At 69.7% G+C, this 17,540-nt stretch carries 13 protein-coding genes; 4 read left to right on the plus strand and 9 right to left on the minus strand.

The window, feature by feature from the left end:
- Positions 1-68 precede the first annotated feature (68 nt).
- Genes fsa through ACO2Q3_RS26110 form a run of 3 tightly spaced genes read left to right on the plus strand, consistent with a single transcriptional unit; the run spans position 69 to position 2,370 of the window.
- Positions 69-722 (plus strand): fructose-6-phosphate aldolase, encoded by a 654-nt coding sequence (gene fsa / locus ACO2Q3_RS26100; RefSeq protein WP_423312105.1) that lies wholly within the window; start codon positions 69-71, stop codon positions 720-722.
- A 38-nt stretch (positions 723-760) separates the two neighbouring features.
- On the plus strand, positions 761-1,435 hold the full coding sequence (locus tag ACO2Q3_RS26105; protein WP_423312107.1) for a DUF484 family protein: 675 nt from the start codon (positions 761-763) through the stop codon (positions 1,433-1,435).
- Positions 1,420-2,370, plus strand: coding sequence for a tyrosine recombinase XerC (locus ACO2Q3_RS26110; protein WP_423312108.1), 951 nt, complete (start codon positions 1,420-1,422; stop codon positions 2,368-2,370). Before ACO2Q3_RS26105 ends, ACO2Q3_RS26110 begins: the two co-directional genes overlap by 16 nt.
- Positions 2,371-2,601: 231 nt before the next feature.
- Here ACO2Q3_RS26110 and lpdA read toward each other — a convergent pair whose 3' ends face one another.
- The 9 genes from lpdA to ACO2Q3_RS26155 all read right to left on the minus strand — a co-directional run bounded on the left by lpdA (position 2,602) and on the right by ACO2Q3_RS26155 (position 16,262).
- Positions 2,602-4,002, minus strand: a complete 1,401-nt coding sequence (gene lpdA, locus ACO2Q3_RS26115) for a dihydrolipoyl dehydrogenase (protein ID WP_423312109.1) — start codon at positions 4,000-4,002, stop codon at positions 2,602-2,604.
- 121 nt (positions 4,003-4,123) lie between these two features.
- A complete protein-coding gene (locus ACO2Q3_RS26120; RefSeq protein WP_423312111.1) occupies positions 4,124-4,867 on the minus strand; it encodes an FkbM family methyltransferase in 744 nt (247 codons plus the stop codon).
- Between the two features lie 217 nt (positions 4,868-5,084).
- Entirely contained in the window at positions 5,085-5,462 is a 378-nt protein-coding gene (locus ACO2Q3_RS26125) for a hypothetical protein (protein WP_423312112.1), read from the minus strand.
- Positions 5,463-5,466: 4 nt separating this feature from the next.
- Positions 5,467-6,732, minus strand: a complete 1,266-nt coding sequence (odhB, locus tag ACO2Q3_RS26130) for a 2-oxoglutarate dehydrogenase complex dihydrolipoyllysine-residue succinyltransferase (protein WP_423312113.1) — start codon at positions 6,730-6,732, stop codon at positions 5,467-5,469.
- Positions 6,733-6,848: 116 nt separating this feature from the next.
- Positions 6,849-9,800 (minus strand): 2-oxoglutarate dehydrogenase E1 component, encoded by a 2,952-nt coding sequence (locus ACO2Q3_RS26135; RefSeq protein ID WP_423312115.1) that lies wholly within the window; start codon positions 9,798-9,800, stop codon positions 6,849-6,851.
- Positions 9,801-9,990: 190 nt separating this feature from the next.
- Positions 9,991-10,869: a succinate--CoA ligase subunit alpha gene (sucD, locus tag ACO2Q3_RS26140; protein WP_423312116.1), complete on the minus strand. Its 879-nt coding sequence runs from the start codon at positions 10,867-10,869 to the stop codon at positions 9,991-9,993.
- Between the two features lie 71 nt (positions 10,870-10,940).
- Entirely contained in the window at positions 10,941-11,516 is a 576-nt protein-coding gene (locus ACO2Q3_RS26145) for a hypothetical protein (RefSeq protein ID WP_423312117.1), read from the minus strand.
- A 5-nt stretch (positions 11,517-11,521) separates the two neighbouring features.
- Positions 11,522-12,685: an ADP-forming succinate--CoA ligase subunit beta gene (sucC, locus tag ACO2Q3_RS26150; protein WP_423312119.1), complete on the minus strand. Its 1,164-nt coding sequence runs from the start codon at positions 12,683-12,685 to the stop codon at positions 11,522-11,524.
- A gap of 220 nt (positions 12,686-12,905) precedes the next feature.
- Complete coding sequence (locus ACO2Q3_RS26155; RefSeq protein WP_423312120.1) at positions 12,906-16,262, minus strand: glycosyltransferase; 3,357 nt, start codon at positions 16,260-16,262, stop codon at positions 12,906-12,908.
- A gap of 218 nt (positions 16,263-16,480) precedes the next feature.
- Here ACO2Q3_RS26155 and ACO2Q3_RS26160 point away from each other — a divergent pair, with 218 nt between their 5' ends.
- Positions 16,481-17,284 carry a LytTR family DNA-binding domain-containing protein gene (locus tag ACO2Q3_RS26160; RefSeq protein WP_423312122.1) on the plus strand — a complete coding sequence of 268 codons (804 nt, stop codon included), beginning with the start codon at positions 16,481-16,483 and terminating at the stop codon, positions 17,282-17,284.
- Positions 17,285-17,540: the final 256 nt, after the last annotated feature.

The following is a 17,540-nucleotide window of genomic DNA, read 5'->3' on the forward strand; positions in this document are numbered from 1 at the left end:
CTGTTCGACGTCGACGGGGACGCGGCGAGCGCCTAGAAGTCCCCGCCTCAACTGCAGAGACCCGCCACATGCAAATCTTCCTCGATTCCACCGACACCAAACAGATCCGCGAACTGGCCGCCACCGGCCTGGTCGACGGTGTCACCACCAACCCGTCGCTGATCGCCAAAGCCGGCCGTCCCATGCTGGAGGTCATCGCCGAGATTTGCGACATCGTCGAGGGGCCGATCAGCGCGGAGTCCGTGGCCACCGACCACAAGACCATGATCGAGGAGGGCAAGAAGCTGGCGGCCGTCGCCTCCAATGTGGTGGTCAAGCTGCCGCTCACCAAGGACGGCCTGATCGCCTGCGCGGAACTGGCGCGCGAAGGCATCAACGTCAACGTCACCCTGTGCTTCTCGGCCGTGCAGGCGCTGCTGGCCGCCAAGGCGGGCGCGGCCTACATCTCCCCGTTCATCGGCCGCCTGGACGACCATGGGGCCGACGGCGTCGGCCTGATCGGCGACATCCGCCAGATCTACGACAACTACGGCTACGACACCGAGATTCTCGCAGCCTCGATCCGCACGGCCGAACACGTCAGGGGTTCGGCCCTGGCCGGCGCCGACTGCGCGACCATCCCGCCGGACGTGTTCGCCACCCTCTTCAAGCACCCGTTAACCGACAAGGGGCTTGATCAATTCCTCAGCGACTGGGCGAAGACCGGCCAGTCGATCCTGTAGGGACCAAGCGGCCAGGGACGGCCGGGGGGACGGGGCGGATGGACGGCACGGCGACGGCGGAGGTCGAACCTCTGCACGAGGAGATGAAGGCCTATCTGAAGGCCAATCCGGCGATCATCATCGATGATCCGCAGTTCCTGGCCGATCTTGGGCTGAAACCCAGCGTCTCGAACGTGGTGGAATTCGGCCCCGTCGCCCTCTCGCGCGCCACCGCCGCGCACAAGCAGGAGAGCCGCGAGCGGCGCAAGCTGGAGGCGATCGCCCGCGCCAACTTCGCCGCCCAGGCCCAGACCCACGCGACGGTCATCGACCTGCTGGACGCGCGCAACCACTCGGACCTGGCGCGGCGCATGGACGAGGTGGCGCGGCTGCGGCTGGGCCTGGCGGCCGGCGTGCTGGCGCTGGAGGGGCCCGGCCGGGTCCCCGCGGGCTGGCGGCCGCTGGTGGAGGGCCAGGTGGACCTGGTGCTCGGCCCGCGCAAGCTGGCGCTGATGGGCCACACCCCGACCGCGCTCGGCCTGTTCGGCGACGGCGCTGCCGAGGTGAAGAGCTGCGCCCTGGTCCGGCTGGCGATCTGGGAACCCGCCCGCGAGGGCATCATCGCCTTCGGCTCGGCCAACCCCGACGCCTTCACCGCCGACATGGGCTCCGACCTGGTGGCGTTCATCGCCCGGGTGGTGGAGCGGACCGCCGAGCGATGGCCGGTGCTGTAGACGGCCCCGCGCCGGACCCGCGCACGGGCCACGGGGCCCTGGTCGCGTGGCTGGAGCATCTGACGCATGAGCGCCGCGCCAGCCCGCGCACGGTGGAGGCCTATCAGGCCTGCGTGCTGGCCTATCTCGCGTTCCTCACCACCCACCACGGCGGCGCGCCGACCGTGGCCGACCTCGGCGGCGTGTCGGCGGCCGATCTGCGCGCCTACCTGGCCTCGCGCCGCACGGGCGAGCGTCCACTGTCGCCGCGCTCGCTGTCGCAGGCGCTGTCGGCGATCCGCGCCTTCCATCGCTTCCTCGACCGCCGGCTGGCCACGCCCAACCCGGCCCTCGGCCTGGTGCGCGGCCCGCGGGTCAAGCCGGGCGTGCCGCGACCGGTCAGCGAGGACCAGGCGTTCGGCCTGATCGCCGAGGCGGGCGAGGACCTGGACCTGCCGGAATGGGCGGCCGCCCGCGATGCGGCGGTGCTGACCCTGCTGTACGGCTGCGGCCTGCGGATCTCCGAAGCCCTGTCGCTGACACGCGCGGACGCACCGCTGGGCGAGGCGCTGCGCATCACCGGCAAGGGCGGCAAGACCCGGCTCGTGCCGCTGCTGCCGGCGGTGCGCGAGGCGGTGGACGCCTACCTGCGCCTGCAGCCGTTCGTCCTGGCGCCCGACGAGCCACTGTTCCGCGCACCGCGGGGCGGACCCCTGAGCCCGCGTCACGTGCAGGCCACGGTGCAGCGCCTGCGCGGCCGGCTTGGCCTTTCCGAACGCGCCACGCCGCACGCCCTGCGCCATTCCTTCGCCACCCACCTGCTGGGGGCCGGCGCCGACCTGCGGTCGATCCAGGAGCTTCTGGGCCACGCCAGCCTGTCGACCACCCAGCGCTACACGGCCGTGGACGCCGCGGGCCTGCTGGCCGCCTACGCCAAGGCGCATCCGCACGCTTGAGGCGGAGCGGCGGAGGGGCGTAAGCCCTCACCTTCCCACGCCGCTTGCTTCGCAAGCGCCGCGGGCCCCTCCCTCTCCCTATGGGAGAGGTGATTTATCCAGGGCGATCAACGAGATAGGGCTGGATCGACCCCACCGCCCTTCACCTCTCCCACAGGGAGAGGGAGGGGCCCATCGCGTCAGCGATGGGAGGGTGAGGGGCTCAGCCGTCGCCGCCCAGCCCGCCGACCCTTACGCCTGCATCGTCCAGCCCTCGACGCCCATCGCCGCCTGGCGCAGGGCTTCGGAGCGGGTCGGGTGGGGGTGGCAGGTGCGGGCCACGTCTTCGGAGGCGGCGGCGAACTCCATCGCCACGCAGTACTCGCCGATCATCTCACCGACGTCGGGGCCGATCATGTGCACGCCCAGCACCCGGTCGGTCTTCGCATCGGCCAGCACCTTCACGAAGCCCTCGGCCTCGTGGTTGATCTTGGCGCGGGAGTTGGCGGTGAACGGGAACTTGCCGACCTTGTACTCGACGCCGGCTGCCTTGAGCTCCTCCTCGGTCTTGCCGACCGAGGCCACCTCCGGGAAGGTGTAGGTGACCGAGGGGATCACGTCATAGTTCACGTGGCCCGCCTTGCCGGCGATGATCTCGATCACGGCGATGGCCTCTTCCTCGGCCTTGTGCGCCAGCATCGGGCCGTGGGTGGCGTCGCCGATCGCCCAGACGCCGGGGGCGCCGGTCTTGAAGTGGTCGGTGTCGATGAAGCCGCGCTTGTCGGGGGTGATGCCGACGCTCTCCAGGCCCAGACCCTCGGTGTACGGACGCCGCCCGATGCAGACCAGCACATAGTCGCCGCTGACGGTCTCGGCCGCGCCGCCGGCCACCGGCTCGACAGTCAGGTCCACCCCGTCCTTCTTCGCCGCGGCGCCGGTGACCTTGGACGCCAGCTTGAAGCTCATGCCCTGCTTGGTCAGGGCGCGCTGGAAGGTCTTGGCGGTCTCGGCGTCCATGCCCGGGCAGATGCGGTCGAGGAACTCGATCACCGTCACCTTGGCGCCGAGGCGCCGCCAGACCGAGCCCAGCTCCAGGCCGATGATTCCCGCGCCGATCACGATCAGGCTCTTTGGGACCTCCGGCAGGGACAGGGCGCCGGTGGAATCGACGATGCGCGCCTGGTCCACGGTCACGCCGGGCAGGGTGGACGGCTCCGAGCCGGTGGCGATGACGATGTTGGCGGCCTCGAGCGTCTGCACGGCGCCGTCCTGCGCCGTGACCTCGACCTTGCCCTGGCCGGCGATCTTGCCGCGGCCCTTCACCCAGTCGACCTTGTTCTTCTTGAACAGGAACTCGATGCCCTTGGTCAGCTGGTCCACCGAGGTCTGCTTCTGCGACATCATCACCGGCAGGTTCAGCTTGGGGGCCGGCACGTCGATGCCGAGTCCGGCGAAATCCTTGGCCGCCACCTCGAACATCTCCGAGGCGTGCAGCAGCGCCTTGGACGGCATGCAGCCGACGTTCAGGCAGGTGCCGCCCAGGGTCACCCGGTCTTCCACCACCGCGACCTTCAGGCCCAGCTGTCCCGCGCGGATCCCCGCGTTGTAGCCGGCCGGCCCGCCCCCGATGATGACGACGTCGTACTGCGCCATGGCGCCCCTCTGAAGTGATGGAGTTTGTCGGCCGTCATATAGGCGCTTGGCGCCCCGATGGTGAGGACTTTTGCGCTGTCCCGGGCCGCAATCGTCAAGCCACGCAGGCTGCGGACAAGGTTCAGGCGCCGCCGCGCTGGAAGAGGTAGTCGCCGGCGCCCAGCCAGTGCGGCGCCGGCGTCAGGTCCGGTGCGCGGCGGGCGACGTAGCCCAGCTCCGACAGCCAGGCGAACAGGCCGCCGGCGCTGTCGCCGGCCCGGGCCAGCATGGCGTCGTCGACCTCGACGTAGAGCGCCGGTCCGAACCGCCGCAGCGTCCGCTCGCCGCCGGCCAGGGCGCGCAGCTCCCAGCCCTCGATGTCGAGCTTGATCAGGTCCAGACGCTCCAGGCCGCGCGCCTGGGCGAAGGCGTCCAGCGTGGTCAGGGCGATGGTCTGGTCGACGGTGGAGAGCGGGCCCGCGGGGCCGCCGCCCTCGCCTCCGCGTCCCTCGTCCTCACCCAGGTGGGCGATGCCGAAGCCGAGGCCGCCGCGGCGCTTCACCGGCGTGTGCAGCACCTGGTCTCCTGCCCGGTCCGACAGCCCCATCGGCACGACCTCGACCCGGCCTCTTCCGCCCGCCGCCAGCGCCGGCCCCAGCACCGAGCGGGCATAGGCCGACGGCTCGAAGGCGTAGATGTGGCCGCGCGGCGCGAGGCCCGCGAACAGCTTGGCGAACTGTCCGGCGTGGGCGCCGACGTCGAGCACCACCGCCTCCGACGGAATCAGCGGCGCGAACAGCGGGACCAGCGCGCGATGATGCTGCTGGGTGACCGCCTTGAACACATGGGCGGCCCAGGACGCGCGCTGGCGGAGGGTCAGGCGCATGGCGGCCTCGTGGAGGGGGCGGAACCGCTCACCTTCCCATGGCTGCGCCATGGGCCCCTCCCTCTCCCGATGGGAGAGGGGGAAGGTTGCGGGTCGATCTGCCGGGAGGCCGTGGCTCGAAACAACACCTCTCCCGCAGGGAGAGGGAGGGGCCCGCGCGCCTCGCGAGAGCGAGGGACGTGGGAAGGTGAGGGGTTCAGGCGCCGCCGTAGGGCCCTCACCGCCAGATCCCCTGGCCCACCAGCGCCGCCGCGGCCACCGCCGCGAACAACACGGCGATCAGGATCAGCCGGAGGGTGAACAGTCGCTCGCCGGTCGGCTCGGGCGGCGCGTCGGCCAGGCGGGATCGGCGAAGGTCGGGCTCGCCGGCCTCGGCGCCGCGCAGCAACAGCCTGGCCTCGACCAGCTGAACCTCCGGGACCGCCACGCGGTAGCCGCCCCGGCCAAAGGGTTCGCGCCAGGCGCCGGCGACGGGATCGGCGTCCAGCAGCACCGCCGCAAGGCCGGCCGCGCGCAGGGCGGAGACGGCGACCTGGGCCTCGGTGTAGCTGGAGAAGCGAGCCGCTTCCCGAAGATCGGAATGCGGCTCGGCCAAGGCCTCAGATGTCCAGCAGCAGGCGCTGCGGATCCTCGATGTGCTCCTTGACCTTGACCAGGAAGGTCACGGCGCCCTGGCCGTCGACCACCCGGTGGTCGTAGCTGAGCGCCAGGTACATCATCGGCCGGATCACCACCTGTCCGTTCACGGCCATCGGCCGATCCTGGATCTTGTGCATGCCCAGGATGCCCGACTGCGGCGCGTTGAGGATCGGCGTCGACATCAGCGAGCCATAGACCCCGCCGTTGGAGATGGTGAAGGTCCCGCCCTGCAGGTCCTCCAGCGCCAGCTCGCCGTCGCGCGCCTTCTTGCCCAGGTCGCCGATGGCCTTCTCGATGCCCGCCAGACCCATGGCGTCCGCGTCTCGCACCACGGGCACGACCAGACCGCGCTCGGTGCCGACCGCCACGCCGATGTCGTAATGGTTCTTGTAGATCAGGTCCTGGCCGTCGATCTCGGCGTTCACCGCCGGCACGTCCTTCAGCGCCGCGATGCAGGCCTTCACGAAGAAGCTCATGAAGCCGAGCTTCACGCCGTGACGCTTCTCGAAGACGTCCTTGTACTGATTGCGCAGCGCCATCACCGCGCCCATGTCGACCTCGTTGAAGGTGGTCAGCATGGCGGCGTTGGACTGGGCTTCCTTCAGGCGCCGGGCGATGGTCTGACGCAGGCGGGTCATGCGGACCCGCTCTTCGCGGTCGTGCACCTCGCGCGCGGCGGCCGGCGCCGCGGGGGTCGCGGCCGGCGCCGGGGCGGCGGCGCGGGCTTCCAGCGCGGCCAGGGCGTCGCCCTTGGTGATCCGGCCGTCCTTGCCGCTGCCGGCGATCGCGGCCGGGTTCAGGTTGTTCTCGGCGACGATGCGCTGCACGGAGGGCGCCAGCTGGGCGGGCGGGGCAGCCGCGGCGGCCGGCGCGGGCGCCGGCGCCGGGGCCGGCTTGGGCGGCGGCGCGGGTTCGGCCGCCTTGGGCGCAGGCGCGGGGGCCGGGGCTGGCGCCGCCTCCGCCTTGGCGGCGGGCTTGGCCGCGGCCGCGCCGGCGCCGCCGATGCGGCCCAGCACCGTGCCCGGCTCGATGGTCGCGCCTTCCTCGGCGACGATCTCGGTCAGCACGCCGTCCTCGGGCGCGACGACCTCCAGGCTCACCTTGTCGGTCTCCAGTTCGACCAGCAGCTCGTCCTTCGCGACGGGATCGCCCGCCTTCTTGGTCCAGCGCGCCACCGTCGCTTCGGTGACGGATTCACCGAGCGCGGGGGTCATGATGTCGGTCATTTGGAAACAGGGCTCCTTGAGGTCTTGGTCAGGCGGGGAACGCGGGCGCTTATTACCCTCAATTCCCCTCTTAAGCGAAGAGTTGGCAGGCGATTGTCGGTTTCAGGCGCGCCCGATCAGGCGAAGGCCTGAGCCAGGAAGGTTTGTAGCTCCTTCATGTGACGGCTCATCAGACCGGCGGCGGTGGACGCCGAAGCCGGGCGGCCGACGTAGCGCGCGCGCTTGGCCGTGATGTTCATCTTCGCCAGGGTCAGTTCCAGCCACGGGTCCACGAAGGTCCATCCGCCCATGTTCTTGGGCTCTTCCTGACACCACACCAGCTCGGCGGTCTTGAACCGGGAGAGCTCGGTTGTGAGGGACTTGACCGGCCAGGGATAGAACTGCTCGAGCCGCATCAGATAGACATCGTCGATGCCGCGCTTTTCGCGCTCGTCCAGCAGGTCGTAGTAGACCTTGCCCGAGCACAGCACGACGCGGCGGATCTGCTCGTCGGGCTTCAGCACGATCTCGGTGTGCTGGTGGCGCTCGGCGTCGTCGTGCAGCACCCGGTGGAAGGACGAGCCCTCCGCGAAGTCGGTCAGCTTCGACACCGCCTTCTTGTGCCGCAGCAGGCTCTTGGGCGTCATCAGCACCAGCGGCTTGCGGTATTCGCGCAGCAGCTGGCGGCGCAGGATGTGGAAATAGTTCGCCGGCGTCGTGCAGTTGGCAACCTGGATGTTGTCCTCGGCGCAGAGCTGCAGGTAGCGCTCGAGCCGGGCGGAGGAGTGCTCCGGCCCCTGGCCCTCGTAGCCGTGCGGCAGCAGCATGACGAGGCCGCTCATCCGCAGCCACTTGCGCTCGCCCGACGAGATGAACTGGTCGACCACCACCTGGGCGCCGTTGGCGAAGTCGCCGAACTGGCCTTCCCATAGGGTGAGCGTCTTCGGGTCGGTCAGCGAGAAGCCGTACTCGAAGCCAAGCACCGCCTCTTCCGACAAGGCGGAATCCAGCACCTCGAAGTGCGCCTGGCCGGGGGCCAGGTGCTGCAGCGGGGTGTAGTGCTCCTCGGTGGTCTGGTCGATCAGGTCGCAGTGGCGCTGCACGAAGGTGCCGCGCACGCTGTCCTGGCCAGACAGGCGCACCGGATAGCCCTGGTCCAGCAGGCTGGCGAAGGCCAGGTGCTCGCCGGTGCCCCAGTCGATGTTCTCGCCGGACTCGATGGCCTGGCGGCGGTTCTCGATCACCCGCCTGACGGTCTTGTGCACGTCGAGCCGCTCGGGAAGCGTGGTGAACTTCAGGCCCAGGTCGCGAAGCTTCTGCAGCTTCACGGCGGTGTCGCCGCGGCGCTCCTCGTGCTCCGGCGTCAGGCCCGCCCACTTGCCGTCCAGCCAGTCGGCCTTGTCGGCCTTGAAGCTCTTGCCGGCCTCAAATTCCTGATCGAGGAAGCTGTCGAACTCGCTCGTCAGGGTCTTGAACTCGTCTTCGGTGATCACGCCCTCGGCGATCAGCCGCTGCGCATAGAGCTCGCAGGTCGAGGGGTGGTTCTTGATCTTCTGGTACATCAGCGGCTGGGTCATCGTCGGGTCGTCGCCCTCGTTGTGACCGAACCGGCGGTAGCAGAACATGTCGATGACCACGTCCTTGCCGAACTGCTGGCGGTACTCCGTGGCCACCTTGGCGGCGAAGGTCACCGCCTCGGGGTCGTCGCCGTTGGCGTGGAAGATCGGCGCCTCGACCATCAGCGCCGTGTCCGACGGATAGGGGCTGGTGCGGCTGTAGCGCGGGCTGGTGGTGAAGCCGATCTGGTTGTTGACGATGAAGTGCACGCAGCCGCCGGTGCGATAGCCCTTCACGCCCATCAGGTTGAAGCATTCGGCGATCACGCCCTGGCCGGCGAAGGCGGCGTCGCCGTGCAGCAGCAGCGGCAGCACGTGGCCACGGCCCGCACGCGGGTTCTCACGCAGGGCGAAGGCCTGCTTGGCGCGCGCCTTGCCCAGCACCACCGGGTTGACGATCTCCAGGTGGCTGGGGTTGGCGGTCAGAGACAGGTGCACCTCGTTGCCGTCGAACGCGCGGTCCGACGAGGCGCCCAAGTGGTACTTCACGTCGCCCGAGCCCTCGATGTCCGACGGGGTGGACGAGCCGCCCTGGAACTCGTGGAAGATGGCGCGGTAGGGCTTGTGCATCACCGCGGCCAGCACGTTCAGGCGTCCGCGGTGCGGCATGCCGACGATGATGTCCTTCACGCCCAGCGCGCCGCCGCGCTTGATGATCTGCTCCAGCGCCGGGACCATCGACTCGCCGCCGTCCAGGCCGAAGCGCTTGGTGCCGGGGAAGCGCTTGTGCAGGAACTTCTCGAAGCCCTCGGTCTCGATCAGCTTCTTCAGGATGGCGACCTTGCCCTCCTTGGTGAAGGTGATCTCCTTGTCGCGGCCCTCGATGCGCTGCTGCAGCCAGGCCTTCTCGGCCGGGTCGGAGATGTGCATGTACTGCACGCCGACGTTGCCGCAGTAGGTGCGGCGCAGGATCGCCAGGATCTCGCGCACAGTGGCCGTCTCCAGCCCCAGCACGAAGTCGAGGAAGATCGGCCGGTCGTAGTCGCTCTCGGCGAAGCCGTAGGTGGCGGGGTCGAGCTCGGTGGCGTCGCCGGCGGTGACGGCGATGCCCAGCGGGTCGAGGTTGGCCTTCAGGTGGCCGCGCATGCGGTAGGCGCGGATCATCATGATCGCGCGCAGGGAATCCAGGGTGCGGGCGCGCACTTCGTCAGGGCTGGCCGCCGGCTGGGCGACCTGGATCTTGGCCTCCAGCTTGGCGTCCATGGCCGGCCAAAGGCCGTCGATGGCCGACAGCCAGTCCGGGCGCGGACCCGTGGCCACGGGCGGCGGGGCCCAGGCCGGCGGCGTGCTGGCCTTGCGGATGGCGTCAGAGCCTTCCGACAGCTGGGCGAAGAAGGCCCGCCAGCTCGGCTCCACCGAGTTCGGGTCCTTGGCCCAGCGGCCGTAGAGATCTTCGACGAAGGCGGCATTGCCGCCGTAAAGGAATGAGGTCTCGGCCAGAACGTCGTTCAGCCGGCCCGCGTCGTCCGCCATTGTCTTCCTGCCTTTAGGGCGCCGGGCCCGGGGAAGATCAGAGGGTCCGGGCGCCGCCCGCTAGATATGTACGCCTGCACCTGAGTCCAGGCCGAAGCCGCGCCCCGATCAAGAGGCGCGGCCTTGCATCAACAAACTTGGGCGATTCTGGGCCTGATCAGGTCACACCCGGTTTCGCCCCGTAACGTGTTCAGGCGCCTTTCAGCACCTCCATCAGGGTGTGACCCAGGGCCGCCGGCGACGGAGACACGCGGATGCCCGCGGATTCCATGGCGGCGATCTTGTCCTCGGCCCCACCCTTGCCGCCGGAGATGATCGCCCCGGCGTGGCCCATGCGGCGGCCCGGAGGCGCCGTACGGCCGGCAATGAAGCCGACCATAGGCTTCTTCACCTTTGAAGACTTGATGAATTCGGCTGCGTCTTCCTCGGCCGAGCCGCCGATCTCGCCGATCATGATGATCGACTGGGTGGCCGGGTCGGCCAGGAACATCTCCAGCACGTCGATGAACTCGGTGCCCTTCACCGGGTCGCCGCCGATGCCGACCGCGGTGGTCTGGCCCAGGCCCACCTGCGAGGTCTGGAACACGGCCTCATAGGTCAGGGTGCCCGAGCGCGAGACCACGCCCACCGAACCCTTGCGGAAGATGTTGCCCGGCATGATGCCGATCTTGCACTCGTCCGGCGTCAGCACGCCGGGGCAGTTCGGGCCGATCAGCCGCGACTTCGAGCCCGACAGGGCGCGCTTCACCTTGATCATGTCCTCCACCGGGATGCCCTCGGTGATGCAGGTGATCAGCGGGATCTCGGCGTCGATCGCCTCCAGGATGGCGTCGGCGGCGAACGGCGGCGGCACGTAGATCGCCGAGGCGTCAACCGGCCCGGCGGCCACGGCCTCGGCGACGGTGTCGTAGACCGGCAGGCCCAGGTGCGTGGTCCCGCCCTTGCCGGGCGAGGTGCCGCCGACCATGCGGGTGCCATAGGCGATGGCCTGCTCGGTGTGGAACGTGCCCTGGGCGCCGGTCACGCCCTGGCAGATCACGCGGGTTTCTTTGCCGATGAGGATGGACATTCGTCTCGCTTGCGGTCGGTTGCGGGCGGACCGGCGGACCGGGGCCCTGGAGTGGGGGAAGCGGCGCGCCGCTATTTCTTGAGCTTCACCATGTCGATCATCGCCAGGCCGTTGCCCTTGTCGGCGATCGACAACATCACGTAGCCGTTGGCCGCGGCCGCGGCCTGGTAGGCGCTGTCCGCCACCGCCGTGGCGCTCGCGCCGTTCGGCGTGTAGCGGAAGCCGACCTTGCTGGCGGAGCTGTCATGCGGGGCCAGCGCCAGCCACTCGCCGGTCAGCTTGGCCACGGCCGAGAAGTCGGCCTTGGCGGTGACCGTGCAGGTGGTGACGTTGACCACGTCGCCCGGCTTGCCGGCGGTGCCGCGGGTCACCGACAGCGCCATGGCCTCGGCGCCGGCGACCTTGTTGCGCGACGCCTTGTCGGTGATCTTCACCCCGTTCATCGTGTCGGACGTGAAGTCGATGTGCTTCCAGCCGCCGGCGTCGGCCTTGTCGAGCGCCGCCTGGTAGTCGCCCTGCGGAACGCCGCAGAAGTCGCGGAAGCTGGCGAAGGCGTCCTCGGCCGCGCCGGCGAAGGCCGGGCCCGCGACGAGGGGGCTGGCGGCCAGCGCCAGGGCGACGGCGCGCCTGAGGGATGCGGTGGTCATGGTCACTAGCCCTTCACCGCGCGGACGATCTTCTCGGCGCCGTCCGCCAGGTCGTTGGCGGCGATCACGTCGAGGCCGCTTTCATTGATGATCTTCTTGCCCAGCTCGACGTTGGTGCCTTCCAGGCGCACCACCAGCGGCACCTTCAGGCCCACCTCCTTGACCGCCGCGACCACGCCCTCGGCGATGATGTCGCAGCGCATGATGCCGCCGAAGATGTTGACCAGGATGCCCTTCACGTTCGGGTCGGCGGTGATGATCTTGAAGGCCGCGGTGACCTTTTCCTTGGAGGCGCCGCCGCCGACGTCGAGGAAGTTGGCCGGCTCGGCGCCGTACAGCTTGATGATGTCCATGGTGGCCATGGCCAGGCCCGCGCCGTTGACCATGCAGCCGATCTCGCCGTCCAGGGCGATGTACGACAGCTCGTGCTTGGACGCCTCGATCTCCTTGGCGTCCTCCTCGCTCTCGTCGCGCAGCGCCTGCACGTCCTTGTGGCGATAGAGGGCGTTGTCGTCGAACGACACCTTGGCGTCGAGCAGCTTGAGCGCCCCGTCGCCGGTGATGATCAGCGGGTTCACCTCCAGCAGCGCCATGTCCTTGTCGACGAAGGCGTTGTAGAGCGCGGGCAGCAGGGTGCGCGCCTGCTTGGCGGCCTCGCCGGTCAGGTTGAGCGCCTTGCTGAGCGCAAGGGCGTGGTGCGGCCAGGGGCCGGTCGCCGGATCGATGGAGAAGGTGTGGATCTTCTCCGGCGTCGAATGGGCCACCTCCTCGATGTCCATGCCGCCCTCGGTGGAGGCGACCACGGCCACGCGGCTGGTCTCGCGGTCCACCAGCAGCGACAGGTACAGCTCCTTGGCGATCGAGGCCCCTTCCTCGATGTACAGGCGCTGCACCAGCTTGCCCTTGGGCCCCGTCTGGTGCGTGACCAGGGTCATGCCCAGCATGCGGGTGGCCTCGGCCCGGACCTCGTCGATCGACTTGCACACCTTGACGCCGCCGCCCTTGCCGCGCCCGCCGGCGTGTATCTGGGCCTTCACCACCCAGACCGGTCCGCCCAGCTTCTCCGCCGCCGCGACCGCCTCGTCGACGCTGAACGCCGGGTAGCCGCGCGGAACGGGGACGCCGTACTCGGCGAGGACGGCCTTGGCCTGGTGTTCGTGGATGTTCATGAAGGGTCCGTTCGCTGGGGCGCGGGTTAGGTCGCGGCCTTCATAGCAGGCGATGCGCCACGGGCAACCGCTCACCCGACGGGACCCGCCCCGCTGCAGCGCTTTCCGGCAAGAACCGGCGGAACGCGGGTTTCCAGGTCGGAAGGGGCGGGATTGGCGGCAGACAGCTGAGCCCTCCCCCCCTGGGAGGGTGAGGGATTCAGGCCTGCGGAGGCGCCGGCTACTGGGCGCCCATCGCCACCGTCGCGCGGCGTTCAAGCTTGCCCCAGCCGACGCGATAGCCGCGGATGGCGCTGACCACCGACTTGACCACCACATAGTACATCAGCTGGCGATAGCCGAAGCGCTGCACCGGCAGCCAGACCAGGTCCTTCCAGGGCGCGCGCCGCTCCAGGGCCATGCCGAGCGCGCCGGCCGACAGGTCCAGGAAGATGAAGGCGGCCCAGTAGAACACCGAGCGGAAGAAGTCGTCCGGCGACCACTCCACCGGATGGTAGGCGCGGCCATAGATGGCCCAGATCAGGCTGGAGACGATGGCCAGGTCCACCAGGGGCGCGGCCACGGTCAGGAAGATCTGGAACAGCCAGATCTGCGGCAAGGCCACGAAGCCGAGCACCGGATGCTTGGGATTGAACAGGCCCTCGCGATGCTTCCACAGGCACTGCAGGGTGCCGAACGACCAGCGGAAGCGCTGCTTCAGCAGGCCGGAGACGGTGTCCGGCGCCTCGGTGTAGGCGCGCGCCTCGCTGTCGAACTCCACCCGCCAGCCGGCGCGCTGGCAGGCCAGGGTCAGGTCCTGATCCTCGGCCAGGGTGTCGGCGGGATAGCCGCCCAGGTCTTCCAGCGTCTGGCGCCGCCAGGCGCCGACCGCGCCGGGCACCACGGTCACCGCGCCCAGGGCCGCCAGCGCTCGCCGCTCCAGGTTCTGGGCGGTGATGTATTCCAGCGCCTGCCAGCGGGTGACGATGTTCAGCCGGTTGCCGACGATGGCGTTGCCGGCCACAGCGCCGACCTTGGGGTCGACGAACCAGCGCGCCAGACGGCCGATGGTCTCGGGCGCGAACAGGGTGTCGGCGTCCAGGGCCACGACGATCTCGCCGTGAATCTCCCGCAGCCCGCGGTTCAGCGCCCGCGCCTTGCCGCCGTTCTCGAAGGTCATCAGCCGCACGCGCGGCTCGTCGGCATAGGCCTCGGCCACCACGCGGCTGGTGCCGTCGGACGAGCCGTCGTCCAGCACCAGCACCTCGATGTGCTTCCAGTCCGAGGCCAGGATCCGCGCCACCGAGGCGACGATCACCTTTTCCTCGTTGAAGCAGGGGATCAGCACGCTCACCAGCGGCCCGGTCTCGGGGTCGAGCATCTTCGGCTCGCGGCCGGGCGCGTGCGCCCGGTGCCAGAGCGCCAGCACCGCCATGAACGCCAGCCGCGCCAGGCCCAGGACGATGGCCACCACGAACAGACCCTGCAGGCCCATGTTGATGTAGCGGAAGATGCCGAAACCCAGCCGGTCCAGCAGCAGCTCCACCGAGCTGCGCGACGTCGGCGGCAGCGCCTGCGCGCGGGTCATGCCGGCCAGCTGGTCGACGGTGACGAACTGATAGCCCTTGGCCCGCAGCTGGTCGATCAGGCCGGGCAGGGCCTCGACGGTGTGGCTGCGGTCGCCACCGGCGTCGTGCAGCAGGATCACCTGGCCGCCGTGGATCGAGGTGTCGGCCGCCCGCTCGATGGTGCGTTCGATGATCAGGTTGGCGTCGGGCTTCTGCCAGTCGTCGGGGTCGATGCGCAGGCCGACCGAATAGTAGCCCAGCTTCTGGGCGATCAGCAGCGGCGCCACTTCGTTGGGCGTCGAAGGCTCCGCGTCCCCGAAGAACGGCGGGCGGAAGAAGCGCATCGACTTGCCGGTCAGCACCTCGAACAGCCGCTGGGTGGTGTTGAGCTCCAGGTCCGTCTGCGCCAGCGGCGTCTCGCCGATGTTGGGGTGGGTCCAGGTGTGGCTGCCCACCATGTGCCCCTCGCGCACCTCGCGCCGCACCAGGCCGGGCGAAGCCTGCATGTTCTGGCCGATGACGAAGAAGGTCGCCTTGACGTTCTTCTGCTTGAGGATGTCGAGGATCTTCGGCGTCCAGCGCCCGTCGGGGCCGTCGTCAAAGGTGAGCGCCAGCCAGCCCGGGTGCGCGCCATAGCGCTGGATCACGTAGCTGGTGGGCATCACCGTATAGGCCTCGCCCGAGATCAGGCCGGTGTCGGGGTCGATCTCGATGGTGCGGGCGCCGCCCGTGGGGGTCGACGAGACGTGCAGCACCTCGCCGGTGCCGTCGAAGTCGACCGTGGTCGAGGGATCGACCTTCTCCAGGCCCGCGGGCTGGATGCTGCCGTAGGGCTGGCGGAAGAACTTCCACACCGCCGGGTCCTCGGCGCCCATCCGCCATAGAGCGTAGCCCCTTGGCCTATAGTCGTCGGCGACCTTGATCTGGTTGAAGGTCGAGCTGGCGTCCAGGAACCAGACGATGTGCTTGCGCCCGTCGTCGTCCTGGTAGGCATAGGTCGGGTTGAGCGCGTTCTCGTCGAGGATCACCGAGGCGCCGGAATCGTGCGCCGCCTGGGTGGCGTCGTAGAACAGCACCGTGTCGGCCTTGGCCGGCCCCTTGTCGTCCTTCAGCGTCCAGTCGTAGCCGTAGTCGCCCAGCGCCACGATGGTCCGCGCCGGATCAAGCTGGCCGAGGGTGCGCTTCATCACCCCCTCGAACCAGTCCTGCGAGGCGGCCGGCCCCGGCTCGCCGTTGGCCCAGTGCTCGTCGTAGGCCATCAGCACCACGGTGTCGGTGACGGCCTGGAATTTCTTCAGGTCCCAGGTGGTGTCGCCCACCGGCACGGACACCCACACTTCCCGTCCGAGCGGCTTGAGGGCGTCGCGGGCCTCCTTCAGCAGCTCCGGATAGTGGACCAGCGAGGCGTAGGTCATGTTCTCCAGGTCGAACACGTAGCCGGCGTAGCCCTTGGTCTTGGCCAGGGTGACGAGGTTCGCCACCAGCGCGGTGCGCGCCGCCGGGTTGTTCAGCAGGGCCGTGGCCACCGGGCCGTCCGACAGGCCGTCGTGGGCGTTGTGCACCATCGGCAGGATCGGCGGCGGGGTCTTGGCCCGCGCGATCAGGGCGTCGGCCTGCGGGTCGGAGGTCACCGTCACCAGGCCGGACGAGCCGTTCAGTCCGATCCACTGCGGCGAGACCACGTCCAGCTGATCGATGTGCCGGGCCAGGGACACCCGCGAGTTCTCGTCCCACGAGACGTAGAAGCCGACCGACAGCGGCCGCAGCGGCCCGCCGGTGGCCGGGGCCTTCGGCCGCTTTGGCACCTTGCGCCAGGCCGGCTGGCCGGTGGCGCGATGCGCGTTCTCGACGTGCAGGGCCTGCAGCACGCGCGGGTCCTTCAGCTCCAGGCTGGGCAGGCGCGGGGCGAAGGCCAGGGTGGCGAAGAAGGCGGCGACGATCAGCGCCAGCAGGGAGACGAGAATCCCGACCCCGAAGTTGGCGCGCCGCGCACGGCGCCCCGTCGGATCGTGAAACACAAAGTCTTCCATCGTCGGCCCTGAGTGCGAGTCACCCCGGCGGGGCGTCTCCTTCAACTCGCGGAACATGGCTGAAGGGCGGCGCGATGCAAGGGCCGCGACGATCCGCGCCCGCCACAGGAACCGGTGAGCGGCCGACGCGGTTCGACCGCCGGCGTCGATCGTCCCGACGCTGGCCCGCGCGGCGACGGCGCCCTAGATACCAGGCCGACCCAGCGGAAGAGCGTTCCTTGGCCCAGTCCTCCCCCCCGTCCACACCGGCCGCGCCCGATACGCCGTGGGCCCGCGGGCGGGTGCTCGGGGTCTGGCTGCAGGTGGCCGGCGCCTGCTGCATCATCGGCGTGGTGCTGACCTCCGCGGGGGCCTTCGGCACCAGCGCGCTGCAGATCCTGCCGCGGCTGCTTTACTGGCTGGCGATGATGGTGGTCGGCGCCTCGGTGGGGGTGACGGTGGCCCGCTTCGCCATCCCGGAATCCTGGTTCCGCCGCCGCTGGTATCTGGTGATGCTGCCGATAGCCCTGGGCACGGCCGTCCCGATGAGCCTGATCACTGCGCTGGCCGACAGCCTGGTGACCCACCACCGGTTTCGCCTGGCCCACATCACCGAGGTGTTCCCCACCACCCTGATCACCACCACGGCCATCACCGCCCTCGCCTTTCTGATCCGCCGCCGCCCGCCCGTCGCCACACACGCCGCCCCGGCCGGCGCGCCGGCGGCGAAGTTCCTGTCGCGCCTGCCGGACAGGCTGAAGGGCGCCGAGCTTTGGGCGGTCGAGGCGGAAGACCACTACCTGCGCCTGCACACCTCGCTGGGCCAGGACCTGATCCTGATGCGCCTGTCCGACGCCCTGGCCGAACTCGAGGGCATTGAGGGCGCCCAGACGCACCGCTCGTGGTGGGTGGCCAAGGCGGCGGTGGTCGAAGCCGAACGCGCCGACGGCCGCGCCACCCTGACCCTGAAGGACCGCGCCAAGGCCCCGGTGAGCCGCAGCTTCCTGCCGCTGCTGCGCGACGAGGGGTGGTTTGATTCTTGAACCACGAACCCCACGAACCACACGAACGGGTTCTCGCCTACCCACCCTCACCGCTCATCCCGGCGAAGGCCGGGAGGTGGATTCTCGTTCGAAGTGCAACACCTGCTGAGAGAAGACCTCAGCGGGGGTGCGGAAGTCCAGGCACTGTCGGGGGATGTGGTTGGCGGCTGCTGCGGCTTGCAGGATGAGCCTTGGGTCGAGGTGGTCGAGGTTGGTTCGCCTCGGCAGGACGCGCCTGAAGCGGCCGATGGCGTTT

Source organism: Caulobacter sp. KR2-114 (genome assembly GCF_049446115.1).
GTDB lineage: Bacteria > Pseudomonadota > Alphaproteobacteria > Caulobacterales > Caulobacteraceae > Acaudatibacter.